This window comes from Kitasatospora sp. NPDC057518 (assembly GCF_042802075.1).
Lineage (GTDB): Bacteria > Actinomycetota > Actinomycetes > Streptomycetales > Streptomycetaceae > Kitasatospora.
In genome coordinates this window covers 1-23,925 of record NZ_JBHVEU010000039.1, presented here as the reverse complement: position 1 = coordinate 23,925, position 23,925 = coordinate 1, and the positions used below count along the sequence as shown (strand labels likewise).

General features: G+C 74.6%; 14 protein-coding genes and 1 pseudogene. All 15 read right to left on the bottom strand.

Annotation, left to right across the window (positions count from 1 at the left end):
- Positions 1–19: 19 nt before the first annotated feature.
- Positions 20–2,239 carry a hypothetical protein gene (locus tag ACFU7Z_RS06535; RefSeq protein WP_380776621.1) on the bottom strand — a complete coding sequence of 740 codons (2,220 nt, stop codon included), beginning with the start codon at positions 2,237–2,239 and terminating at the stop codon, positions 20–22.
- A 25-nt stretch (positions 2,240–2,264) separates the two neighbouring features.
- The gene (locus ACFU7Z_RS06530) at positions 2,265–6,035 is read right to left on the bottom strand and encodes a putative baseplate assembly protein (RefSeq protein WP_380776619.1); all 3,771 of its coding nucleotides are present in this window, start codon (positions 6,033–6,035) and stop codon (positions 2,265–2,267) included.
- Positions 6,032–9,346 (bottom strand): putative baseplate assembly protein, encoded by a 3,315-nt coding sequence (locus tag ACFU7Z_RS06525; RefSeq protein WP_380776617.1) that lies wholly within the window; start codon positions 9,344–9,346, stop codon positions 6,032–6,034. Before ACFU7Z_RS06525 ends, ACFU7Z_RS06530 begins: the two co-directional genes overlap by 4 nt.
- Positions 9,343–9,732 carry a GPW/gp25 family protein gene (locus ACFU7Z_RS06520; protein ID WP_049657840.1) on the bottom strand — a complete coding sequence of 130 codons (390 nt, stop codon included), beginning with the start codon at positions 9,730–9,732 and terminating at the stop codon, positions 9,343–9,345. The genes ACFU7Z_RS06525 and ACFU7Z_RS06520 overlap by 4 nt, the downstream gene beginning before the upstream one ends.
- A 44-nt stretch (positions 9,733–9,776) precedes the next feature.
- On the bottom strand, positions 9,777–10,109 hold the full coding sequence (locus tag ACFU7Z_RS06515) for a hypothetical protein (RefSeq protein WP_074006030.1): 333 nt from the start codon (positions 10,107–10,109) through the stop codon (positions 9,777–9,779).
- A gap of 15 nt (positions 10,110–10,124) precedes the next feature.
- Complete coding sequence (locus ACFU7Z_RS06510; RefSeq protein WP_049657827.1) at positions 10,125–10,634, bottom strand: phage baseplate assembly protein V; 510 nt, start codon at positions 10,632–10,634, stop codon at positions 10,125–10,127.
- Positions 10,635–10,777: 143 nt separating this feature from the next.
- Complete coding sequence (locus ACFU7Z_RS06505) at positions 10,778–11,872, bottom strand: hypothetical protein (RefSeq protein WP_049657830.1); 1,095 nt, start codon at positions 11,870–11,872, stop codon at positions 10,778–10,780.
- A gap of 55 nt (positions 11,873–11,927) precedes the next feature.
- A complete protein-coding gene (locus ACFU7Z_RS06500) occupies positions 11,928–12,209 on the bottom strand; it encodes a LysM domain-containing protein (protein WP_380776615.1) in 282 nt (93 codons plus the stop codon).
- A gap of 77 nt (positions 12,210–12,286) precedes the next feature.
- On the bottom strand, positions 12,287–12,934 hold the full coding sequence (locus ACFU7Z_RS06495) for a hypothetical protein (protein WP_380776613.1): 648 nt from the start codon (positions 12,932–12,934) through the stop codon (positions 12,287–12,289).
- Positions 12,931–13,512 carry a HEAT repeat domain-containing protein gene (locus ACFU7Z_RS06490; RefSeq protein WP_147409044.1) on the bottom strand — a complete coding sequence of 194 codons (582 nt, stop codon included), beginning with the start codon at positions 13,510–13,512 and terminating at the stop codon, positions 12,931–12,933. The genes ACFU7Z_RS06495 and ACFU7Z_RS06490 overlap by 4 nt, the downstream gene beginning before the upstream one ends.
- Before the next feature lie 37 nt (positions 13,513–13,549).
- A complete protein-coding gene (locus ACFU7Z_RS06485) occupies positions 13,550–19,837 on the bottom strand; it encodes a DUF4157 domain-containing protein (protein WP_380776611.1) in 6,288 nt (2,095 codons plus the stop codon).
- On the bottom strand, positions 19,834–20,205 hold the full coding sequence (locus tag ACFU7Z_RS06480) for a hypothetical protein (RefSeq protein WP_380776609.1): 372 nt from the start codon (positions 20,203–20,205) through the stop codon (positions 19,834–19,836). The genes ACFU7Z_RS06485 and ACFU7Z_RS06480 overlap by 4 nt, the downstream gene beginning before the upstream one ends.
- Positions 20,196–22,205 carry an ATP-binding protein gene (locus tag ACFU7Z_RS06475; RefSeq protein WP_380776607.1) on the bottom strand — a complete coding sequence of 670 codons (2,010 nt, stop codon included), beginning with the start codon at positions 22,203–22,205 and terminating at the stop codon, positions 20,196–20,198. The genes ACFU7Z_RS06480 and ACFU7Z_RS06475 overlap by 10 nt, the downstream gene beginning before the upstream one ends.
- Before the next feature lie 41 nt (positions 22,206–22,246).
- Complete coding sequence (locus ACFU7Z_RS06470; RefSeq protein ID WP_380776605.1) at positions 22,247–23,515, bottom strand: DUF4255 domain-containing protein; 1,269 nt, start codon at positions 23,513–23,515, stop codon at positions 22,247–22,249.
- 73 nt (positions 23,516–23,588) lie between these two features.
- Positions 23,589–23,925, bottom strand: a pseudogene (locus ACFU7Z_RS06465) (hypothetical protein); the annotation flags it as partial.

The window sequence follows — 23,925 nt, the reverse complement described above, 5'->3', positions numbered from 1 at the left end:
GGGAGTCGGTCAGGGTCGGTCAGGTGGCGAAGAAGAGGCCGGCGTCGGTGCCGGCCGGGGTGTACTCGGCCAGCCGCGCCCGCAGGTTGTCCTCGCGCTGGGGCTGGAACAGGTCGTGGAAGGCGCCGAGTTCGGAGCGGTCCTCGGCGCCGCGGGTGATCTCCGGCGCGCAACCGGCGGCCGGCCGGCCGTAGCCGGGCGTGCCGTACCGGAGGCTGGTGAAGAGCGGGCGCACCCGCTGCGCCTCGGTCTCGCGCAGCCGCTCGGCCCGCGCCGGGTCCAGCTCGCCGCGCTCGACCAGCTCGGTCACCGCCGAGCGCACCCGGTCGGGCTGGCACTCGTAGCGGCGGGGGGTGCGCGAGCCCGGGGGCACGTAGCAGAACCGCAGGCAGCCGAGCGAGCGTCGGGCCACCCGCATCCGGCCGGTGAAGACGCTGTCCTCGGCGATCCGCACCGCGTGGGTGTGCACCTCGCCGACCACCGTGGAGCGGTGCGCGTGCAACACCGCGTAGGCGTGCTCGCAGTCGGGCCCGGAGAGCGCCGGGCGGTCCGGCCCGGTGGCGTCCAGGATGCTGTCGGCCAGGTGGATCTCCAGCGGGTCGTCGTCCACCTCGTCGCCGACGACCTGGATCGTGCCCAGGATGCTGCGCTCGATCCGCACGCAGGCCGTGGTGTGGTCCAGCACCAGGCTGGGCTCCTGCGGCGCGTGCGGTTCGCAGTGCGGCTCCAGGGACCAGCCCGGCACCAGGGTGCAGTGCCGCAGGGTGACGGAGGCGAGCGGCCCGGTGACGTTGACCCCGCGACCGGTGACCAGCAGGCCGTCCAGGACGAGCCGCCCGCCCGCGCAGGTGCCCCGGACGTTGAGCGCGTCCGGCCGGTTGCTGTACCAGTCGAGCAGCCGGATCACCGGCCGGGTGCCCTCGGCGGCGCGCAGTTCGAGCCGGTCGTCGGCCTCCAGGTCGAAGTCCAACTGCTCCTGGTAGGCGCCGCTGTGGGTGATCTCGATGACGGCGGAGCCGCCCGCGGTGCCGTCCCGCTGGTCGGCGCGCCACTGCTCGTACGCGTCGTTGATCCGCTCGAACGGCCGGCCGGGGCCGACCTGGTAGAGCGTCCGGTGCCGGGACTCCGGGCGGTCGCGCGGGTACTCGCCGCCGCCGGTGTCGTCGCCGAACGCGTAGTGGTAGTCGACCCAGACGCCGCGGCGCGGGGCGGAGCGGGCGCCGAAGGCGATCCGGCCGAGCAGCGGGTCGACGGCGACCTGGCCGCGCTTGGGCCGGTACGTCCAGTCGGTCAGGTCGGCCACCACGATCTCGGCGGGCGGGACGGGCTCCTGGGAGCCGTCGCGCCAGATGGCGAAGCTCTTGCCGGGCCCGTAGTAGTCGGCCGTGCGCTCGGCCAGCTGCCGGCGCCGGATCGGGGCCGGCACGGTGTCGGCCGTCGCGGGGTGCGCGCCGGCCGGCCCCGGCTCGGGCCGGGTGACCAGCGGGGCGTCGTTGCCGAGGACGGAGAAGGTGAAGAGGTTCCTGGCCCGGTCGACGCAGTAGGCCGGCGCCCGGGTCACCGGGTACGGCTTCAGCCGCCACACGTACAGGGCGACGCCGGCCGGGGTGTAGCCGCCCTGGCGGCGCGGGGAGGCGGCCCGGCGGACGTCGACGGTGTGCGCCTGGCCGTCGAAGGGCCCGCCGAGCAGGTCCAGCGCCGCGCCGCGCCGGACGTCGACCAGCCGGCCCCGGCCCAGCCGCTGCCGGTCGGCCGGCTCCTCGTCCGGGCGCAGCAGCCGCACCGGCTGGGTGCCGGCGAGCAGCCGGGACAGTTCCACGGCGCGGGCCGGCCAGTCGGCGACCGAGGCGGACAGCTCCTCCAGCAGGGCGAGGGTGCCCTTGCGGCGGCGGTTGGCGACCGTGTTCGCGACGTCCTGGCGGGGCGCCAGCCGGGCGGCGAGCCGGTCGCGGGCCGCGATCCGCTCGGCGGAGGCCTCGCCGTGCAGGCCGGTGGCGAGCACCTCCTCGTAGCCGGGCAGGATCCGGTAGCCGACCAGGTCGCCGAGGTAGGCGACGGCCCAGTCGGCGGCGGTCTCCACGAACCAGTCCTGGTAGCCCTGGTCGACGCCGCCGCGGACGACGTCCACCTGTTCGGCGATGACGGCCAGCAGGGCGCGCAGCGGCTCGCCCGCGTCGGCGTCCCGCAGCCGGTGCCACTGGGGCAGCAGCTCCAGCAGCCCGTCCGGGTCCCTGGTCATGCCCACCTCCGATGGATGCGCTGGTTCATCCGCGGATCTCCTTGAGGATCAACGTGTCGGGCAGGTCCGGTGCCAGTACGGCGAGTTGGGCCGGTCGGATGCCGCGGAACACCGTCACCACGCGGCCGGCCGGCAGCGGGCGGGTGTCGGTGACGGCCGGGTTGAGGCGCAGCAGTTCCGCGAGCGGGACGCCGTTGCGGGCGGCGATGTCGGTGAGCGTCTCGCCGGCGGCGTCCCGCACCCGGTAGCGCTGCTCCTCGTAGCGGGCGAGCCGGGCCGGGACCGTCGGCTGCGGCCGCGCGAGTTGGGCGGCGAGGTTCTCCAGGCCGTCCGGGGTGAGGCTGCCGGGCACGCCGGTGAAGGCGTCGACGTCCACCCGGTCCACGCCGGGGACGGCCTGGGCGGCGGCGAGCACCTCGGACAGGTGGGCGGGCTGGCCGAGTTGGCGTCCGGCGTAGCCGAGCCGGTCGAGCAGGGCGCGGCGCACGGCCGGTTCGACGAGGTCCCAGGAGTGGTCCGGGGCGACCTTGACGCCCGCGGCGACGACCAGCAGGACGAGCTCGCGCACGGCGACCCGGACGGGCAGCCGCGGGTCGCCGTAGGCGGTGAGCGAGGACCGCAGGGTGCGGAGCAGGTCGGAGTCGGCGGCGAGCGGGATGTCGTCCACCCCGGCGACCGTGACGTGGACGAGTTCGCGCCGGCCGTCCGAGAGCCGGGTGGCGCTGGCGCGCCCGATGCCGGCCCGGGCGCGGGTGAAGTCCTCGTAGTCGGGCACCGAGACCAGCCGGTCCAGGGCGGTGACGGCGAGCGGGATGGTGCGCCTGGCCAGGCCCGGTCCGTCCGGTCCGGCGCCGCCGGTGGCGGGCAGCGGGTTGACGACGGCGGAGACGCCGAGCGGGCGGGTGGTGAGCTGGGTGATCCGGCCGGCGCCGACGTTGCCGCTCTCGCCGATGCCGATCCGGTAGCGGGCGCGGACGTTCTCCCGGCCGGTGGCCAGGCGCGAGCCGTGCACGCCGTCGCCGAAGGTGACGGTGGTGCGGCCGTCGGCGGCGGTCGCGGTGACGTAGACCCGTTCGTCCGGGCCGCGTCCGGTGAGGCTGTCGACCTCGTGCCAGAGCACCCCGTCGACCCGGACCTCCAGGGTGCTGCGCGCGCCCCCGGGGGTGTCGGCGGCCAGCCAGGTGAGCGGCGACTGCCAGAGGGTGAAGCGCTGGCCGGGGACGCCCGCGTCGCCGCTGCCGATCGCCTCGTCGCGGGTGGCGCCCTGGGTGGCGCGGACGACGTTGCCGAGGACCTGGACGGTGTCGCGCCGGTAGCGGAAGGCGAGCGGGGCGCTGAGCGTGACGGTGGTGCGGACGGTGTCCCCGGGCAGGAGCGGGTCGACGCCCTGCTCGACGCCGGCGATCATGGCCAGTTCGGTGCCGCGGACGCCGGTGGTGTGCGGGAGGTCGGTCCGCTCGCCGCTGACCGCGATCCACCGGCCGGGGGTCAACCCGTCGTAGAGCCGGGCGAGTTCGATCCGGTCGCCGTGGACGTCCTCGGTGACCGGCTCGTCGGCGAGCCGCAGCGACTCGCCGCGGGCGTAGACGGTGGCGTCCCGCAGGTGCGAGAGCTGGGTGTCCTGGTCGTCCAACCACGGTTGCTGGAGGGAGAGTTCGGTGACCTTTCCGGTGATGCCGAAGTCGGCGCGGGAGACCACGCGCACGTCGGTGACCCGGGTGATGACCTCGGCGAGGTCGCGGCTGCCCGGGATGCCGCCGTCGAGGCCCTTGCGGGGGCGCTGGATCACCACCCAACTGCCGGGCGCGATCTGGTCGTACACGGCGTCGAGGGTGAGCACCGTGCCGGAGACCGGCTGCAGCTTGGTGGTGAGGGCCACCTCGACGGCCGGCGCCGACTGGTCGGTGCCGGCGTAGCGGTGCACCCGGACGTTCAGCTCGCCGGACTCGCCGGTCCGCTCCTGGCCCGGGTCGAGCTGGTAGTCGAGCGCGGGGCCGGGCCCGCCCTCGACCTTCACGTGGACGCGGCCGTCGGCCTGGGGGCGGGACACGAAGACCGTGCGCTCCGGCAGTTCGGCCAGCAGCTGGGCGCTGACGCCGGGCTCCGGGGCGGGCGCGGGTACGGCGGTCCGCAGGGCGGACGGCGGCGGTACGGGCGGTGCCGTCGGCTCGGTGGTGACGATCTTGACCTGGCCGGGCCCGAACGGGAAGGTGTGGTCCCACGGCAGCGAGAACCCGCTGTGCACCAGGCTGCCCGCCTCGACGTACGTGAAGTCGGCGGTCTTCGGGACGGTGCCGGCGTCGTCGAAGGCGATCCGGACGCTGACCAGCGTGCTGCCGGAGAGCGGCCAGTCCACGTAGCGGTCGATCCGGCCGTCGGTGCCGTAGACGGGCTTGAGCGGCGCGGTGGCGCCGAACGGGGTGGCGACCACCCGCATCGCCTGGATCTCGTGCACGGCCAGCGGCGCCGTCAGGTCGACCTGCCGCCAGGCGGGGTAGAGGCCGTCGCGCAGCCGGGGGTCGAGCGCGGACAGCAGCTGCGCGCCGAGGTCCGAGCCGGGCGCGAACAGGCGCTGCGGGTCGCGGGCGAGGTCCCGCGCGCTGAGCGGGGGCCGGGCGGGGGCGGTGCGCAGCGCGGCCAGCAGCGAGCCGAGTCCGCGGACGGCCGGGTCGGCGGTCCCGGGGCCGGGGGGCCCGGGTTTGTCGGGGGCCTGCGGCGGCTCCAGCTGGTGGGCGCGGTCCCGCAGGCCGGTCAGCTCCTCGCCGAGATGCCCGAACCAGTCGGCCACCGGCTGCTGGGCGTGGGCCAGTTCGGCGGCCTCGGCGGCCCGGTCGACCACCGGGGCGAGCCGGTCGGCGAACTCGGCCGGGGTGCCCAGCGGGCCGGACGGCCGGTCGAGGTCGGCGCGCAGTGGGGCGAGCACCTGCTCGTCGAAGTCCCGGACGATCCGGCTGTGCCCGGGCCTCGGGTTCGGGGCGGACTCGGAGACGGTGATCCAGTCGGCGAGTTCGGCGCGCAGGTCCTTGAGGGTGCGCAGGTCCCGGGGCAGCCCGATCACCGTGACGTCGTTGTCGCGGTCGAGCCGCACCTCGGGCACCAGCCGCAGCATCCGGTGGACCGGGTCGGCGGCCTTGTCGGCGCTGAACACGAACAGCAGCCGGTCGCCGGGCCGCAGGTTGTTCGCGGTGCCGGCGGCGAAGAGCTCGGCGCGTCCGCCGGGGTTCAGCTGGCCGGGCGTCAGCTGGTACGGGCGGCGGCGCAGCACGGCCAGTTCGTTCCAGGCCGAGCGGGCGGCGAGGTCCTCGGCGGTCTCGAAGGACTGCGGGTCCTCGCCGGGGCCGGGGACGCTCTGGCTGCGGGCGCCGCGCGGGATCACCACGGTCGGGTCCTCGGCCGCCCTCGGGTCGTGGTCGAGGGAGTAGGCGAGGTAGGTGTCGGCGGCCACGCCGGGCCGGGGCCGGTGCCCGACCAGCCTGCCGAGCAGGGCGAGCGAGTCCTCCTCGGTGGCGGTGCGCAGGTAGCCCTCGTTGGCGATCCGCTCCGAGTAGAAGGTGAGCAGGTCGGCGAGCACGGCCCAGGCGTCCAGCAGCGCGATCGCCGGGTCGTCCGGGGTGCGGACGGTCAGGTCGCGCAGCGCCGGGTAGGCGGGGCCGGACAGCCGGGCGAGCAGGCTGTCGAGGAACTCCCCGTAGCGGCCGACCCGGTAGCCGATGGCGTCCAGTCCGGGCGGGTTGAACACCGGGACCGGGGTCGCGGTGGCGGTGCCCGCGCAGCCGCAGGTGCACTGGCCGCTCATCGGTCACCTCCGAGGACGATCGAGAGCCGGCCGTTCTCCGGCCGGTCGGGGTCGTTGTCGCACGCGGCGATCTCCAGCGCGCCGAGCCGCAGCAGCCCGTCGTCCAGCTCGCCGTCGTCCCGTCCGAACTGCCGCCGCATCCTGGTCACTTCAGCACTGACGACGCCCGGCACGGCGGCCGCCGCGGCCACCAGCCTGGAGACCCGCACCGGTTCGCCGAAGCCCAGCGCGTCCGGGTGGAAGAAGCCGAGCCGGCCGTCCGGTAGGGCGCGGTTGCCCAGAACCCGGCGCAACTCGGCCAGGACGTGGCCGCGTTGGTAGCCGGCGGCGGCGCAGACCCGCAGTTCGAGGTCGATCGGCACCAGCAGGGCGGGCCGGACGACCAGGTCGTGGCCGATCCGGCGGTACGCCTCCAGACCGTGCCCGACCGCCTCCAGCAGGGCCGGGCCGGCCACCGCCTGCCCGAACGGCTCGACGGCGACGTGCACCTCCTGCGCACTGCCCGTCCAGCGGAGCGCGGCCGCGGCCCGCCGGACGCCCGGCAGGGCGGCGGCCAGCTCCGCGTAGTCGGCGGCCGTGACGGCGCGCAGCCGGGTGCGGCCCAGGGCGAGCGGGGCGAGCCGGCGGACCTGGTCGAGCGGTTCGGGCTCGACCCCGCCGGTCGCGGGCAGCGGGTTGCGGACCAGCCGCACCGCGTCCTGCGGCCGGGCGGCGGCGCCGCGTCGGTTCGCCTGGGGCGGCCGTTCCCGGCAGACCACCAGGTGGTTGACGGCCTCCGCGCCCACGTTCCCGGCCGTGCCGTTGCCGATCCGGTACGCGACCTCCAGCGTGCCGCCGGGTACGGGCGGCAGGCCGTGGCGGCCGTCGCCGAAGCGCAGCGCGAGGCGCCCGTCGTCCTCCAGCTCGCCCACGAAGTGCCGGTCCCGGCGGCCGTCGGCGAGCAGGTCCCGGCGCGGCGTCCACTCCTGGCCCGCCGAGGTGGCCCGGACCTCGGGCAGGGCGGCGCGCGGGTCCTGGACGGCGATCCCGGCCGCGGGGCCGGCCAGCGCGGGGGAGTCGGGGTCGAGCCCGGCGGCGTACCGGGCGCCCCAGCTCTGGGCCACCTCCCAGACGGTGGGCCGCCCGAGCACCCCGCCGGAGCGGGCGCGCGCGGTGAGCACCTCCAGGCGGCGCAGCTTGGCGGCGAGCAGGCGGGTGCGGCGGGCCAGCAGCTCGCGCAGCCCGGCGGCGGGCCGCTCCGCGAGCCGCAGCTCCTGCACCACCCGGGCGCCGAACAGCACGGTCAGTTCGGCGAGTTCGGCCCGGGAGAGGTGGTGGCCGTCGCACGCCCGGTGCCACAGCCCCTCCAGTCGCAGCCGGACCCGCTCCGGAACGCCGGCGAGCAGGGCGGCCTGCCCGGCGCAGACGTGCGCCCGGTCCGGGTAGGCGGCCGCCTGGGTGACCGGCGCGTAGCGCAGCAGCGGACGGAAGGGCTGCGGCAGCACCGGGTAGCGGCTCTGGTCGAGCAGGGTCTCCAGCGCCGCCGCCTGGGCGTCGGCCGTGGGCGGCTCCACCACCGCGCCCTCGCCGTCCTCGCCCTCCGCGGTCGCGCCGGGCGCGAGCAGCACGCTCAGCCCGGCCCGCCGCACCGCCGCCTCGCCGAGCAGCGCGTCCAGGGCGCGGACCTGCTCCGGGCCGAGCTGGCGGCCGTCGCGGGCCTGGTCGAGCAGTTCCCGGATCGCCTCCGCCGCCGGGCTGCCCTCGGCGCGGTCCTCGCAGCCGCACCCGCCCGGCCCGCAGGGCGCCGTACGGACCGGCTCCGGCGGCACCGGGAAGGCCTCCGGGGCGCCGCCGCAGAAGCTGAGCGAGCGGCCGTGGTCGACCAGGGCGACGTTGCCGCGGGCGACGCTCACATCGGCGATCGGGCCGCAGTCGCTGCCGCCGTGGGAGGACAGGCAGACCGGGAAGGCGAGCGCGTCCTCCGGCGCCCAGGTGACCTCCAGCACGGGCTGGTCGTACAGCTCGTCGACCAGCGGGGTGACGGAGGTGAGCCGGACGGCCTGGCGGTGCGCGGGGTCGGCGTCGGCGGGCGCGCCGGTGCGCGGGCCGAGGACCTCCTCGATGACCAGCAGGTCGCCGGGGCGCAGCGCCAGGTGGCGGGTACGGAGCTCGGGCTTGTCGGTGCCGGGCCGGTCGCCGGGCGGGGCGGTGTCCTCGCGCGGGGCCGCCCCGGGCCGGTCGTCGTGCGAGGCCGCCCCGGGCCGGTCCTCGCGCGGGCACGGGTCGGTGTCGGGCCGGTCGTCGCGGAGGGTGGCGGAGGTCGCGCCCCGGGGCAGGACGCAGTCCTGGTCGCCCCAGGTCCAGAACCGGATGGTGTTGTGCGCGGGGTGCAGCACCAGGTCCGCCCCGCCGAGCGGCTCGAACACCTCCACCGCGGCGGTGCGGGCGAGCACGTCCAGGTCCTCGTCCGGGATCACCGTGGACAGCTCCGGGCGCTCCTGCGGGCCCAGCCGGCCGACGTCGACGGCGGCGAACCGGAAGGTGCCGGACCGCAGGGTGACGGAGCGGTCCACCGCCAGCGCGACGAACGCCCGGGCGTTGCAGCCGTCGTGCACCGCGTAGTCGACCAGCCGGACGTGCCGGCGCACCGACACCCGGCGGCGGGCCGTGTCGAGGTACGCCTCGGTGGCCACCGCGTCCTGCTGGTAGGAGAGCTGGTCGGCGGTGTAGGCGAGCAGCTCGACCAGGGTGACGCCGAGGTCGGGCAGGTGCCGCTCGGTCCAGCCGGGGACGGTCAGGCTCATCCGGTCCAGCACGAGCCGGCGCAGGCTCTCGTAGTCGCGCGCGGTGTAGTCGATGACCGGGGCCGGCCGGACGGCGGGCGGGCAGCCCTCGTCGGTGCGGCAGTCGTACGGGGACGGGCAGTCGGCGCCGAAGGAGAACCCGGTGTGCGCGTACCGCGGGTCGAAGCCCGGGAACGGGCGGGTGCCCGGCCGGCCGTACGCGTCCGCCAGGACCACGCTCAGCCGGTAGCGGGAGGTGTCGCCCGCCCGGTCGAGGGTGACGAGCATCCGGTCGTCCAGCTCCGGGTCGTCCGCGCGCTCGATGTCGACCGCGAGGGCGCGCAGACCGGTGATCCGGCGGCCGCCGTCGACCCGGATGTTCTCCGGGCCCAGCTCGTCCGGCGCCCGGCCGAGGAAGGTCACCGTCAGCGTGCGCCCGTCGTCGCTCGGCTCGGCGCCGTCCAGGCCCAGCAGCCGCGCCGCGCGCACGTCGGCCCGGCGAAGTTCCGTGCCGCACTGAGAGGTCGGGAATTCCGCCTGGCCGGTCATGCCGCCACCCCGCCCTCGAACACGTCCTGCCGCCGGGTGCCCGTCCGGCGGACGACGTACGCCAGCTCGACCCGCACCACGTTGTCCTCGCTCTCCACGTCGAGCGCGACGACCTCGATCACATCGCCGAGCCACCGCTGCAGCGCCGCCTGGACGGACAGCTGCAAAGTGGCCGCCAGCTCCGGGCTGTTCGGCGCGAAGACCAGGTCGAGCAGCCCGCAGCCGAAGTCCGGGTGCATGACCCGCTCACCGGGGCTGGTGAACAGCAACTGCTCGATCAGGTCGCGCACATGGTCGTCGTACGCCGCCCCGGCGGTGCGCCCTCGGCTGTCGATCCGGAACGGGAAGGCGAGGTCCGTCCGCGCGGGCCCTGGCGTTGGTGCCATCAACTCGGCGCCGCTGACGGACTGTTGGGTGGATCGCGTGGTGCTCATACCCCCTCCGCCCGCTGTTGGACGACGGTGACGACCGGCGGCCCCTGCGGGATCTGCTCGGCGCTCTGGCACAGCCCGGTGGCGGACTGCGGCAGCGCGGGCGAGCCGTTGACCCGGATCCGGGCGGACGGCAGCACCCAGCGGATCGTGACGCAGGGCTGCGGCTTCCCGGCCACGGTGAACGGGCAGCCGGTCACGGTGTACAGGTCGGCCGTGCTGGTGACGGCCTGCCCGGCGACCAGCACCCGGCCCTGGGCGGGCACCGCCGTCGCCTGGGCGCCGTGCGGGCAGATCACCGTCGCATTGACGTGCAGTAGTTTTCCGGACAAGACAATCTCCCCCCGTCAGGTCACGCTCAGGGCGTCCTGGTTGATGGTCACGGTGGCGCCGACCAGCGCGATCGAGGCGCCCTGGCCGTTGCTGATCCGGATGCCCGAGTCGTTGATCACGATCGAGGCCCCGCTCGGGATGCGCAGCGTGATCCCCGTGGTCGGGTCGTCGGACAGCACGATCACCCGCCGCCCCGAGGTCTCCAGCACCATGTTCGGGACGCCCGGCGGCCCCGTCGTCGCCTCCACCGGGACCTCCGAGGCGGAGCCGTACCAGCAGCCCGTCCAGATCGGGTAGCTCTGGTCGCCCTGCTCGAACTCCAGCCACACGCCCGCCCCGACCGGCGGCACGGCGTAGTGCCCCATGCCCGGGCCGGCCACCGGGAAGCACGGCATCGCCCAGGTCGACACGGCGTCGCCCAGGACGTCGGGCACCTGGGCCTGGATGCGGCCGATCCCGAGCGGGTCGGTGTTGGTCACCACCGTTCCCCGGTACTTGCCGAGGTAGCGGGTCGGTTCGGCCATGCTGGCAACTCCTGCTGGTCGGGGCGGCCTTGCGGGACTTCGACGCTCTGCGGTGCTGCGGTGCTTTGGCGGTGCGGTGCTGCGGTGCTGCGGTGCTGCGGTGCTTTGGCGGTTCGGTGGTTCGGTGGTGCGGGACTTCGGTGTTACGGGACGACGGTCGGCTGGAGGGCGATCAGGCCCTCGCGGGCCAGCGTGAAGTTCTGGGTGTACGAGCCGCGCTTGAGGTTGTGGGTGACGCTCTTGACGAAGTACAGGCCGTCGTAGGTGATCCCGGCCCCTCGGACGCCGACCAGTTCGCGCGGCCGCAGCACGTGCCCGTACCGGACGACGTCGAGCTGGCCCGAGCCGGAGACGGCGTCCGCCGACTGCATCGCCTTCGCGATCGTCTCGGCGACGGCCTGCGAGGTGTCCTTCTTGGCGGTGTCGGCGATGACCTTCTTCTTCAGCGCCGGCGCCGGCCTGAGCGCGAGCGGCGGCCGCAGGATGCTGACCTCCGGCACCGGCAGGATCGTCGACACCTTGGTCGCCGGCAGCTGGATGCGCGCCTCCGGCTCCTCGCGGGCGGTGCCGTCGAAGGCGAAGGTGAGCTGGTCGACGTTGGACAGCGCGTCCATGTTCACGTTCAGCGCGTGCTGCGGGACGCCCAGCCGGACCTCCGGCCCCCAGTAGGCGCGGCTCATCCCCGGGACCGGCCCGGGGTCCAGGTAGAACACGTAACCGTTCGCCTTCGCCAGCTCGTTGACGTAGCCGAGGTCGGTGCCCTTCTGGAAGTCGATCCGCCGGGTCGGCATCGGCGTCTGCGGCACCAGCTCCGGGACGACCAGCGGCACCATGCCGTACTGCCCGTACTTGCCGATGATCGCGGCGACCCGGGCCGCCGGGGACATCGCGGGGAAGGGCACGCCGGCCTGCTCCTCCAGGTCCATCAGCACCGTCAGGTCCTCACCGGTGACGGTGAGCGTGGACTGGCCGGGCTGGTTGCTGATCCCGACCTCCTGGCGGATGATCACCCCGTCCATCAGCACGGCCGGCGTCCCCGTGACCACCGCCATCAGCACGACCCTGATCTTCGGGTCGAAGAAACCGCCCGGCAGCAGCGCGGTGTTGATCAGCCCGTTCTTCGACAGGTCGAAGGCCAACTGGAACCCGCTGCGCTGCCCCGACGCCACCGTCACCTGCGCCGACAACAGCGCGTCGGTCACCGGCTGCGGCACCGGCACCGGAATCTGCGGCCCCATCAACAGGCTCAGGTGGATCGACCCGATCGCCCCACCCCCTGTCACCGCCGAGGCGTCAACCACTCCCCACCCCCGGCCCCGCCCCCGGCACCGCGCCGGGCAGCGCGATCGTGATCCGCCGCCCCGGCGTCGCGGTCAACTCCCGTGGATCGAGCACCGGGTTGGCGTCGGCGATCCGCCACCACTGGTCGGCGCTGCCGAGGTAGCGGTAGGCCAGCAGATCGGGACGGTCGCCTGCACTGACGGTGTGCTCGGCGAGCGGGGTCAGCCCCTCCGCACTCGGCAGCAACCGCCGCCGCAGGTACGGGACCTGGCGCCCGTCCGGCTCCGTGTGCAACGCGACCGGGACACCGTGGTACCGGCTGGTCAACGGATACGGCGAAGGCGCCGGCAGCGCGTTCAACGGGTCGACGGTCACTGGAACCCCCCTCCCACCCCGAGCGCGCCCAACCGGCCGTCGGCCGCGGCACCGCCCAGCCGCTCCTTCTGCGCCAGGTGCGCGAGATACAGCTCCGCCCCGCGGTGCCCGGTCGGCAGATCACTGACGGTCAGGACGCGCAGCCCGATCGCGACGGCCGCCCTGATCGGGTTCAGATCGATGTCGAACGCCTCCTCGGTGATGGTCAGTTCGGTCAGCCGCACCGGCAGGATCCGCTTCCCACCCCAGGTGAAGAGGGTCAGCGGCGCCTCGATCGGCGTGACCTCCAAGGTCCCGAGCGAGGCCAACGCCTGGTTCGCCCGCACCTGGTCACTGGTCGGCTGCACCAGCAGCTCGAGCGTCGCCAGCTGCGGATGAATCCCGTTCGGCGCCGGCACGTCCAGCTGGTCGGTCGCGTCCAGCTCCGCCGTGAACTTCCAGCTCTCCACGGCCGGCCCCTTCAACCGCAACGCCTCCGTCCGGTCCCCACTGCCGTCCGCTCCTGCCACCTGCGGCGCCAACGAGCGCTCCAGACTGTCCGGATTGAACTGCAGCACCACGACCCGCTGCGGAGTGCCGCGCAGCGGATCGACGACGACCAGCCCGGCCCTGATCGGCTTCGGCGCGTCCGTGTACCCGGTCATGTCAACCCCGCGCCCGCGTAGGCTTCGAGGGTCGCCCGCGCAGTGTCCCTGACCTCCGGGTCGGCGTCGCTGCTGGCCAGTTCGGAGAGACGCGGCACAAAAGCGCTGAGCGCATAGGTGGCGGCCGCGAGGACGCCGGCATCGCGGATTTCGGGATCCGAACTCCCCAGGGATTTGAGCACCCGTGCAACGAAGTCGTCATCCGGGGACGGCGGGGCGCCCAGGGCGAGCCGGAGGACGGCATGCGGACCTTCCTCCGAGCCACTCGCGAGGTCGTAGAACCTGATCAGATCCTCGTAGCTCCACGGCCGCAGGGATTCCTCGCACGACTCGATCGCCGCCATGACGTCGTCCTCGTCGTCCCCGAGAACCTGGACGTAGCGGCAGTGGGAGGTTCCGTCCTCGCCCTGCACCAGTTTCAAGTCGTCCCCGATCGGCCACTCCACCTCCCGCCTCCCGCCGAAGAACTCCCGTACGACCCTGGTGTCCTCGGAGCCACCCAGGGCCCGGATCACTTCCTCGACATCCTCAGGGTTCTGGCCTTCCCTGAGGACCATTCGACGGCTCCTCAACTCCATTGCTGCCACCTTTCCTTACCGGTGCTCCAGGACAGCGTCACTCTATCCATCCCCACCGCCTGAGCAGCGTGTCCACTGCACGGTTCACGGCTTTTGCCGTGTTGGCCTTACCGGTGCCGCGCGTCAGGATCTCCTCGTCCTCCAGCGTCCGCTCGATGGAATCGATCAACTTGTGGAGCATGCCCCCCGGAGTCTCCAGGTGGCTGGGGAGGTCCTCCTTGGAAATGCCCTTCAACTTCGGCCACTTCGCGGCACTCTCGTAGTCCTTCTTGGAGAGCTCGAAGAGCTTGCGATCCTGGTGGAATCCTTCGTTCCTGGCCTTCGCTATCCTGGCGAGCTTCCCCTTTTCGTCGGTGATGCCGTTCACCTCCTTCATCAGGAAGGAGAGTGAGTTGGAGACCGCGACCGACTTGTCGGCCACCATCGGTCCAGTCTTCGATATCCTGGAGAGCTCCTGCTCCGGGTCGACATGCGGGAGCGTCATGCGGTTGAGCTCGCCCATGGAGCTGACCAGGGCACCCGGGCGGCGCTGCCCCTCCGCCACCACGCGGACGAAAACGTAGAGGGCGCCGATGCCAATGAACTTCGACCGGTAGTTCGCAGGGAGATCTTTGTAGTTACCTTCGAGCAGTGATTTGAACATCTGCTTGAAGCGCTCGTTCCCCAACTTTGTGCGGAGCTCCTTCAGCTGGACGAAAAGGTCGTCGTACTTACCTTCGCCCTGGGCGATCTTTCCGGTGTCCCGGTCGCGACGGTCCCACCTCCCGCCTGGATCGCCCGGTCTGTTGACGATCTGCATCTCGGCGACCTCGTCGAGAATCAATGCCTGGGGAGACTTCTTCTCGCTCTTCCTCAATTGGGTCTCGGCCAGGACGTCGACCGGCTCCGCGCCGTTTCTGGCGATCATGGTGCGCTTCGCTTTCTCGCCCTCGCGCGGCGAAGCCCGTTCGGGTTCGAAGTTGACGGCCTGATCGCCCGGTGCCTTCCGGGAGTTGTTCGCGGCTCGGTCGGCGAGGACCTCTTGGACCCGACGTTCGACATGGGAGAGGATCTCGATGCGGCGTAGCAACTCGGCATCGGTGACATCCGCGGTCGGATTGAGCAGGGCCCGAAGGAGCCGCGCTTGCCCTGTGGTGTCGATGTCGAGCCGGGTCAATCGGTACCACAGGCGCATGGCCCCGAGCACACCGCCCAGTACCCGCGTCGGGATGCCCCGACCGAGCAGGCTCTGGATCCGTGGCCGGATGCGGGCGACGATCAGGTCCAGGCGCTGCTGCTTCGCCTCGGGCGAGTTCTCGTGGGCGCGGCGTTGGGCGCGTTGCTGCTGGCGCTTCTGGTGCCAGGTGCGGAGGCGGTCGCGTTGCTTGCGGTAGGCGTCGCGGATCCTGTGGGCGCCGTTGGTGAGGGCGCGGCCCAGCTTGCTGTTGAGGACCTTGCGGCCGAGGGTGCGGGCGGCCGTCCGTACCCGGTTGAGGGCGGCCTTGACGGTCTGGCGGGAGGAGTTGAGGGCGCGGCCGACGGGGGAGGTGGGGCGGCGCGGGGTGGTGGGCTTGGGGCGGGTGGCGGCCGGGCGGTGCTGGGCGGGGCGCTCCGCGTGCTGCACGGTGTGCCGGGCGGGGCCGGTGCGGGCAGGGCGGGCGGGCCGGGCGGGACGGCCGGGGGCGGGCCGGCGCCGCAGGGACTGGGTGGCCCGGCGCAGGCTCGCGCGGGCCTTGTTGACGGCCCGGCCCGCCGCCTTGCGGGCACCGCGACCCGCCCTGGCCAGGCCCTTGAGGATCCGCTGGGCGATCCCCTTGAGCTTGGTGCCGACCGCCTTGCCGGCTCCCTTGAGCTTGCTGAGCAGGAAGTTGGAGATGAAGTCGAGCAGCGCGACCACGCCCGCCGCGACGGCGTCGGCGAAGAGGCAGGCGGCCGATCCGGATTTGACGGCCTTGAGGAAGGCGACGAACTTCCCGATCGCCGCGATGATCTTGCTGATGGTGTTCCAGGCCGCCATCAGCCCCTGGATGATCGTCATGATCGCACCGGCCGCCGGCACGATCATCGAGACCAGCTTCTCGACGACGATCGACACGATCATCCCGGGCAGCGCCGCGACGATCGCCTGCCAGGCCATCCGGCCGATCTGGGCCATCGAGATGCAGCCCTTGACCAGGACGTTGACGATCGTGGACGTCAGCCCGACGACCGACTCGACCTTCTCGTTGAACCAGGTCCGCACCGCGCTCTTGATCGCGCCCCACAGGTAGTGCTGGATGCCGTCGACCGCGGCGGTGCCGAGCTTCTTCAGCCAGCCGCCCGGGTCGGGGGCGATGTCGCCGATCAGGGCCGCGAACTCGCCGAAGACGGCGATCGCCTTCTGGACGAAGTCGATCGCGTCCATGACGGCCTTGCGGACCGCCTCGATGGCGGCCTTGAGTCCTGCCTCCAGCGCGTCCAGCAGTGCGTTCAGCCCGGCGGCGAGTGCGTCGAGGAGCTTGTTGACGGCGTTCTTGAGCCGGTCCGCCCACTCGTTGACCTTGGCGATGGCCTTGTCGCGCCATTCCTCGATCTTCTTGCGGAACTTGTCCCGCAGTTCGGGGAAGGCCGCCAGCAGGACGTCGCAGATCTTGATGAGCGCGTCCGCGAGCTTGTCGATCAGCTCGACGGCGAACTTCCGCGCCTGGTCGATCGCCCAGTTCGCGAACTTCCGGAAGCCGTCGATGATGTCGTTGATCAGGCCGCGGAAGAAGTCGAAGACCTTGGTGACGGCCTCGACCAGTGCGTCGAAGGCCGCCTTGACCTTGGACTTGACCCAGCCCCACCAGCCTTCGGACTCCTCCTTCTTGCGGTCCTTCTCCTTCTGGGCCTTCTCCTCGGCCTCCTTCCGCTTGTCCTGGATCTTCTGGTTGTCCTGCTGCTGGCGGTCCTGGACGTCCTTGTCGGCCCCGGCGCGCTTCTTGTCGATCTGGCCGGTCTTGTCGGTGTGCTCGGCACCGGCGTCCTGGTCCGCGGTGGTGATCTTCCCGTCCTGCTCGGTGCGCCACTGCTCGCGTTCGGCCTTGACCTTCTCGGCGGCGTCGCCCCGTTCCCCGGCCTGGGCCTGGGCGTTGTCGGCGACCGCCTGGTCGACCTCGGCCTGGTTCTGCCGCCGGGCGTCGGCCTCGCCCTGCTTCTGCTTGGCCTGTTCGGAGCCCAGCCGGCCCTGCCCCTCGCCGACCGCGGCCTGGATCTGCGGGCCGCGTTCCTGCTGGGCGACGATGCCGATGCCCGGCTTGGTGTCGACGGCGCCGCCTGCCCTGGCACCCCCGCGCTTGCCGCCGCCGGGGACGGAGGCGGTGAGGGTCTCCTTCGGGACGTCCGGGTAGATCCGGTCCTCGCCCATCGGCTTGGCGGTGTCCTCCCGGCCGACGCCGAGGATCCTGCCGGAACTCTCCTTGAGCTTGGCCGCCTGCCGGTCGGTGCGTGCCGGGTCGCTCTCCCCGGTCAGTTCGACCTTGGGGGCGGCGCCGACGGTGGTGTTCAGGGCCGGGTCGGTCGAGGGGACGCCGTCGACGGCGACCTGGGCCTGCTGCACCTCCTGCGCCGAGACCTGGTTGCCCGCGTCGTCGGCGACATTGGGCGGGGCGACCCGGTCGCCGGGGTTCCGGCCCTCGACCTTCTTCTGGTCGGCCGTCTGCTGTCCGCCGTCCGCGCCCTCCGGGCCGACCCGCTCCAGCCGCTCCGTCACGGCTTCGGCGGGCGGCGCGGCCTCGGGTGCGCCGGACTGGGTCTGCGGCGCCCCGGACGGGCGCTGGGTGGCCGGCGGGGCGGCCTGCAGCCGGGCGTGCTGCTCGCCGACCGTACGGTCTACCGAGCCGTCCACGCCGTCCAGGGTGGTGGCCAGCTGATCGGGCGGCAGGCTCGCGGCGGTGGCCAGCGCGCTCTGCGGGTCCTGGCCGGAGACGTCGGGCGCGGCCGGCTTCTGCTGCTCCTGCCCGCCCCCGGCGGCGGCCCCGCCTCCGCCCCCGGCGGCGGCCCCGCCTCCGCCCCCGGCCGCACAGCCGCCGCCGGCGCCGCCGGTGCCGTCCTGCTCCGCCTCGGTGGTGGGCTGCTGGGGGCCCGCGCAGGCGCCGCCGCCCGCCTCCAGCGAGGCGTCGGGGGCGGCCTGGGCGGTGAGTCCGCCGGGCGCGTCGGCCTGCTCGGCGGCCGGGCCGGGGGCGGCGTCCAGGGCGGTGTCGGGGGTGGCACCGGGCGCTGCCCCGGGGGCTGCCCCGGGAGCGCTGTCGAGGACGGCGCCGTCCCCGCCGACCGGCCTGCTGCCGCCGACCGGCCCCGGCGCCGCGGGGGCGGTACGGTCCGGGCCGCTCGGCTCGGGCGACGCGGCCGCTTCGGGGGCCGCCTCGGGTGCGGGTTCGGCCTCGCGTGCCGCCTCGGCGGGGGCTTCGGGCTGCGGCGCCTCCGGCTGCGTGGGCTCGGCAGGGGCCGGCGCCGGGGCCGCGGCCGGGTTCGCGGTGGGTTCGGGGCCGATCTCCTGCTCGACCGGCTGCTCCGGCTGGAGGTCGCGGGCGCTCCGGTCCTCGGCCTCGGTGGCGGGGGTCGGCTCGGGGGCGGGCTGCGGTGCCGCCCCGGGCTCCGCCTGCTCGGGCGGAGCCGGGGCCGCCTCCTCGTCGTCCTCCGGGCGGCTGTCCCGCTCGGCCTGCACCTGCTCGGCCTTGGTCGCGGGCGGCTCGGGGAACGCGGGCGCCTCGGCCTGCGCGGGGGGCGCGCCGTCCGCCGACAGGGTGAGCTGATCGGCCGTCGGGACGGCCGACACGTCGAGGTCGGCGGAGGGAAGGAAGTCCCCGGGCTTGAGTTCCGGCCCGGGGGTGGCCGACGACGGCCGGTCCTCGCCCGCGGCGGGCGCGTCGTGGACCTCGGATTCGGCGCCGGGCTCCATGCCCAACGGCCTTTCCTCGTCCGGGGCTTCGCCCTGTCGGTGGTCGCCCTCCAGTAGGCCGTGCCGGGCCAGCGGGCTGTCCTCGGCCCGCGCGATCGTGTCCAGGCGCTCGGGCTTGACCGGCGCGGTCTGCGGCAGAAGCCCGGCGGCGGGCTCCTGCGGCTTCGTGCCGGCCGAGGGCCGGGTGCCGACGCCCTGCTGCTCGGCCTCGGGCGAGCCGGGTACGGTGGCGGCGACCGGCTGGGCGGCGCCCTCCTCGGCCGGTACGGGCGCCTGTTCCGGGCCTGCCGCGGGCGCCTCCTCGACTGCCGACGGCTGCGCCTCCGTGGGGAGTTGAGCCTGACCGGCCTCCGGCTGCGCGGCGGGCTGTGCGGCTGGTTCGGTCTGAGCGGCCTCGCCCTCCGCGGGTGGTGCCTGCTGTCCGTCCTGCTGCTCCGGGCGTTCCTCGCCGCCGTCCTTGTCGTCCTTGCCTTCCTGGTCGCCCTGGCCCTTGCGGTGCTTCCGGTGCTTGCGGCGAGCCTTCGGGTCGTCCGACTGTCGTGCCTCGTCGTCGAGTTGTTGTTGCCGGTCCCGCTCCTCGCGGTCCTCCTGGTCGGTCCGGTCGCGGTCGTCGGAGGTCCGGTCGGCGGCATCGGTCACCGGCTCGGGGGTCTGGGCGGCGTCCACGTCGGCCGGGCGGTGCTCGGCGGCCTCGACCAGTTCCAGCACCCGGGTGTAGTCGGAGGAGGGCAGCAGGACCGCCAGCTGGTCCAGGACGGAGGACTGCAACTCGGGCGCGAATCTGGCGAGTTGGAGGCGGACCCGGCCGGAGGAGTCGGTCGGGTCGCCGCGCAGCGAGCGCAGGATGCCGGACGCCAGTCGGTCGACCAGGGTGGCCGGGTCGAGCCGTTCGGTGCGGAAGCGGTCGGCGTCGACGGTCGCGTAGCGGAGCCAGCCCGGTGTGGCGCTGGGCGTCGCCGTCGTCGGCCGGTCCCCGCTCGCGCCCTGCTCCGCCTCACGTTCGACGGCGTCCTGCGGCAGGCTCACCGCGCCCAGGTCGCGGCCGGCCCGCAGGGCGCCGAGCGGGTTCGGGGCCTGGATGGTGTGCAGCAGCTCGTGGGTGAGCAGCCGGCGGCCGTCCTCGGCGGCCGGCCGGTACTTGCCCTCGCCGAAGAAGAGGTCCGGGCCGACCGCGACGGCGTCCGCGCCGATCAGCTCGGTCAGCGCGGCGGAGTCCCGGTCGGTGTGCACCCGGACCCGGCTGAGGTCGTGGCCGAGCCGCGCCTCCAACTCCCGGCGCACGCCCGGGTCGAGCGGCTGGCCCGCGCCAGAGACGATCTCCTTCGGCTCGGGGGTACGGGCCTTCGGGGCCCGGGTCTTGCGCCGGGCCTGGCCGCCCTGCTTGGCGTCCTGCGCGGAGTCCCGTACGGAGGCCTTGAGTTGCGTCACGTCCGCCCCCGTTCCACGTGCCGCCCGGTACCCGAGAGCCGCCCACCAGCCGGGAGCTGACCAGAACCCGACAGCCCGGCGTGCACGGCGCGGGCGAGCGCCTCGCCGAGCCGCTGCGGTGAGGCGCCCGCCGGCAGCGGCGGCAGCCCGGAGAGCAGGTCCAGCGCGCGGTCGCCGCCCGCCGCGAGCGGTACACCGCGCGTCTCGACCAGGCGGGCCAGCTCGCCGCGGAACGCCGTCGTCAGCCGCTCGTGGTCGATCCGGTCGAAGCCGTCGAGGACCAGCTCGCCGATCTCGACCTCGATCCGTCCGGCACCCGGGTGTTCGGGGGTGCCCGGCCCGCCTTCGTCCCGCGCGTTCACACCCATCCGCCGACCTCCGAGGGTGACAGCGAGCGCTCCAGCTTCAGGTACTCGGTGCGCGCGGCGGCCAGCATGTGCCGCATCTGCACCGGGCAGCCCTCGTCGGCGGCCAGGAAGGCCGCGGACAGCGCGATGTTGCGGATCGAGCCGCCGGCCACGGTCAGTTGGGCGAGCCGCTCGGGGGCGAGGCCCTCGCTGGGGGTCCGCGGGGGGATGACCCGCCGCCAGATCTCGGCGCGTTCCGGCACCCCGGGGAACGGGAAGTCGACCACGAACCTGATCCGCCGCATGAACGCCGGGTCCAGCGCCTTCTTCATGTTGGTGGTGAGCACGGCCAGGCCCCGGTAGGCCTCCATGCGCATCAGCAGGTAGCTGACCTCCAGGTTGGCGTAGCGGTCGTGGCTGTCCTTGATCTCGCTGCGCTTGCCGAACAGCGCGTCGGCCTCGTCGAACAGCAGCAGCGCGCCGCCGCGTTCGGCCGCGTCGAAGACCCGCCGGAGGTTCTTCTCGGTCTCGCCGATGTACTTGCTGACGACCTGGGAGAGGTCGATGACGAACAGGTCCACCCCGAGCCGCCCGGCGACGACCTCGGCCGCCAGCGTCTTTCCGGTGCCCGAGCCGCCGGCGAACAGCGCGGTCACCCCCAGGCCGCGCCGCAGCACCGACTCGAAGCCCCACTCCTGGTAGACCGTGCCGCGCCGGCGGACGTGGGCGACGATCTCGCGCAGCGTCGCGCGCTGGCGCTCCTCCAGGACCAGGTCCTCCCAGTCGGCCCGTGGCTCGACTCGTCGGCCCAGCTCGTCCAGGGACATCCGGGCCTCCACCAGCCCGGCGTGCCAGGCCAGTTCGCCGACGTCCTGGTCCTTCTCGGCCGCCCGTCGGGCCGTCGCGGCGGCCGACCGGATCACGTGGCCGGGCAGGGAGAACTGCGCGGCCAGCGCCCGGAGTTCATCCTCGGCGATGCCCGGCGCGCCGTCCAGCGCCTCGGTCCAGATCCCCAGCTGCTCCTCGGGGCCGAGCGTGGGCACCGTCAGCCGGGCGCGGTCGGAGGCCCCGGCCGGCCGGGGCTCGTCGCCGGACACCACCAGCGGCACCGCCAGGCTGGCGAGGAAGGCCTCCGCGCCGTTCGGGGACCGCGGCTGCTCCCGGGCCGGCTCCCCGTCCTCCACCAGCAGCGCGGCCGGGATCAGGATCGCCTCCCGCTGCCACAGCCGGGCGAGCTGCTCGCGCTCGGCGGGCTCGGTGGGCAGGTCCTCGCGGTGCGCGACGTAGAGGCCGAGCCCGGAGCGGTGGGCGGCCGCCGAGGCGATCTCCCAGCGGGTGCGGCGGTCGGCGCCGCTCAGCTCGGCGTGCGGCGGGCCGGTCAGCCCGGCCGCGGACCACCCCTGGGCCAGCTCGGCCGCGCACCGCTCGTGGGGTTCGGGCAGTTCGCCGGGCGGCCCGACCCGGGTGAGCAGGCCGTGCAGCCGTACGTCCAGGTAGGGCACGCCGACCAGGAAGTGCAGCACCCGCTCGTCGATCCGCAGCCGGGAGGCGGTGATCGCCGTCTCGTCGTCCAGCTCGACCAGCCGGAAGCGGCGCAGCGGGCCCACCGGGGTGAGCGCGCTCCAGTGCGGCCGGTCCAGGGCGGCGAGGGCGAGCGAGAAGGTCGGGTACCCGCGCCCGGGGTCGCCGCCGGCCGCGGCGCACCGGGCGGCGGCGGTGGGGTCGATCTCGGGGGCGGCGGCCAGCACGAGGACGTCCCGCTCGAAGGGGGTGAGCCCGAAGGAGGCGGCGAGCGCGTCCAGGGCGGCGGCGGGCTGCCGACGCCCGGTGCGGCGGGTGCCGGGGGCGGGCGGCTCGGCGGTACGGGTCGTCTCCGGGGTCGACGGCGGGGCCGGCTCGGCGGTACGGCCGGCCGCGTGCGCGTCGACCCGTGCGAGCACGGCGGCGACCGCGGCCGACAGCGACTGCCGGTGCGACTCGTCCGCCAGGCCTTCGCGGTCCTGCCTGCGGCGCGTTGCCATCTCTCCCCCCGTCCCGTCCGTTGTGTCGGTGCGTCCTGTGGTCAGTGCGTCAGGTCCACCACGGGACCGGTGAAGGCCCCGTCGCCGGACACCGTCAACTCGCTCGGCACGCCGTCCACTTGGACCCGGGCCAGGTACACCGTCGGCCGGACGCCGGTGACCGGCACCCGGACCGCGTACGGGTCGCTGCGCGGCTGCGACGGCACGGGCGCGCGGAACTGGTAGCTCGCCCCGGCGCGCCCGGTCGGCGGGCTCAACTCGTCCAGCAGCAGCAGGACCTGCTGGTCGTCCCGGAGCGGGAGGTCCAGCCGGACGTCCACCTGGGCCGAGACCCCGGCCGGTCCGTCGGTACGGTCCGCCGTACCGATCGGCGCGGCGATCCGCGGCTGCCGGGCGAAGGTCTGCGCGTTGGACTCCACGGCGAGGTGCTCCGCGGCGGGCCGGCCGTCCAGCGCCAGGCCGTGCAGCACCTGCAGCTGGTACACGCCGGGCGGCAGGTCCGCCGGGACGGCGACCACCAGCCGGTCGTCCCGCACACCGCCCGGGGCGACCGGCACCCGGCGCCCGCCCAGCCGGGCCACGACCAGCTCCGCGCGCAGACCGGAGCCGACCACCACCAGCTCCCGGTCCCTGGTCACCGGCCCCTCCTCGGGTGCGCCGGTGGACCTGGCCGGGCGGGACAGCACCCGCTCGACGACCGGCCCGCGGGACGGCACGGCCCGGACGGTGCGGCGCAGCACCGGCTTGCCCGCGACCGGATCGACCTTGCCCTCCACGAACACGGCGGTGGCCTGGTAGGTCACGGACAGCGCGTAGGGGGTCTGGAGCAGCGTGCTCCACAGCTTGGACATCTCGTCGACGTCCATCGTGGTGGGGGTGAAGCGCACCCGCTGCGGCGAGGCGGCCAGGTCCGTCCCCACGAGGTACGGCTGGGCGGCCGCCTCCTCGATCAACTGCCGCGACAGTGCGGGCTGTTCGGTCAGCGTCCGGACCACGCAGCCGAGCAGCCGCTGGCCCACCAGCTGGGACTCCTCGCCGTAGCAGCTGATCAGGTAGTGCAGGTCGAGGGCGGCGGCCGGCCGGGTCAGCACGGTGCCGTCCGTCGCGCGGGTGGGCGCGTCGTGGTTGCGCAGCGAGGCGTTGGGCGTGACCTGGTAGAGGAACACGGTGATGGTCGGGTCGGCCGGCGGCTCGGCCGGCGGCTTGCGGGTGCCGACCTCGACCGCGAACGGGATGTCGGGCGAGAGCGCGCGGGAGACGAGCAGCCGCAGTGCCTCGGTCACCGTGGCGATCGCGAGGTGGTTGCTCATGCGCCCTCCCCGTTTCGCTCGGCGGCATCTGCCCGTGCGCGACGTGTGACGGCCCGCAGGCCCACTCGCCTGGTCATGGCCGCTCCCGGTCGAGGTACGCGCCCAGGTCGAGCGCGGGGGAGGGGCGGGCGGCCGCCGCCCGGCGCGGGCCGGCCGGGGCGCGCTCCGCGGCCCTGACCTCCACCCGCCCGATCTGGACCCGGACCACCCGCTCGGCCGGCCGCTGCCGGCCACGCGCCGCCTGAGCGGCGGCCCTGGAGGCCCCGGCGGCGGCCGGGCGCCGGGCGGCGGGCGCGACGCCGAGCCGTCCCGTGGCCGGCGGCGGGGTCGCCGCCTGTTCCGGGCCCGGCGGCCGGACGGGTGCGGTGACCGCCGGTACGGCCACCGGGCGGGCGGCCGCACCCTCCGCC

What these genes read in the sequence shown, in the direction of transcription:
- ACFU7Z_RS06535 (WP_380776621.1), bottom strand. Translation starts at nt 2,239, where the DNA reads ATGACCAGGGACCCGGACGGGCTGCTGGAGCTGCTGCCCCAGTGGCAC.
- ACFU7Z_RS06530 (WP_380776619.1), bottom strand. Translation starts at nt 6,035, where the DNA reads ATGAGCGGCCAGTGCACCTGCGGCTGCGCGGGCACCGCCACCGCGACC.
- ACFU7Z_RS06525 (WP_380776617.1), bottom strand. Translation starts at nt 9,346, where the DNA reads ATGACCGGCCAGGCGGAATTCCCGACCTCTCAGTGCGGCACGGAACTT.
- ACFU7Z_RS06520 (WP_049657840.1), bottom strand. Translation starts at nt 9,732, where the DNA reads ATGGCACCAACGCCAGGGCCCGCGCGGACGGACCTCGCCTTCCCGTTC.
- ACFU7Z_RS06510 (WP_049657827.1), bottom strand. Translation starts at nt 10,634, where the DNA reads ATGGCCGAACCGACCCGCTACCTCGGCAAGTACCGGGGAACGGTGGTG.
- ACFU7Z_RS06505 (WP_049657830.1), bottom strand. Translation starts at nt 11,872, where the DNA reads ATGGGGCCGCAGATTCCGGTGCCGGTGCCGCAGCCGGTGACCGACGCG.
- ACFU7Z_RS06495 (WP_380776613.1), bottom strand. Translation starts at nt 12,934, where the DNA reads ATGACCGGGTACACGGACGCGCCGAAGCCGATCAGGGCCGGGCTGGTC.
- ACFU7Z_RS06490 (WP_147409044.1), bottom strand. Translation starts at nt 13,512, where the DNA reads ATGGAGTTGAGGAGCCGTCGAATGGTCCTCAGGGAAGGCCAGAACCCT.
- ACFU7Z_RS06480 (WP_380776609.1), bottom strand. Translation starts at nt 20,205, where the DNA reads ATGGGTGTGAACGCGCGGGACGAAGGCGGGCCGGGCACCCCCGAACAC.
- ACFU7Z_RS06475 (WP_380776607.1), bottom strand. Translation starts at nt 22,205, where the DNA reads ATGGCAACGCGCCGCAGGCAGGACCGCGAAGGCCTGGCGGACGAGTCG.
- ACFU7Z_RS06470 (WP_380776605.1), bottom strand. Translation starts at nt 23,515, where the DNA reads ATGAGCAACCACCTCGCGATCGCCACGGTGACCGAGGCACTGCGGCTG.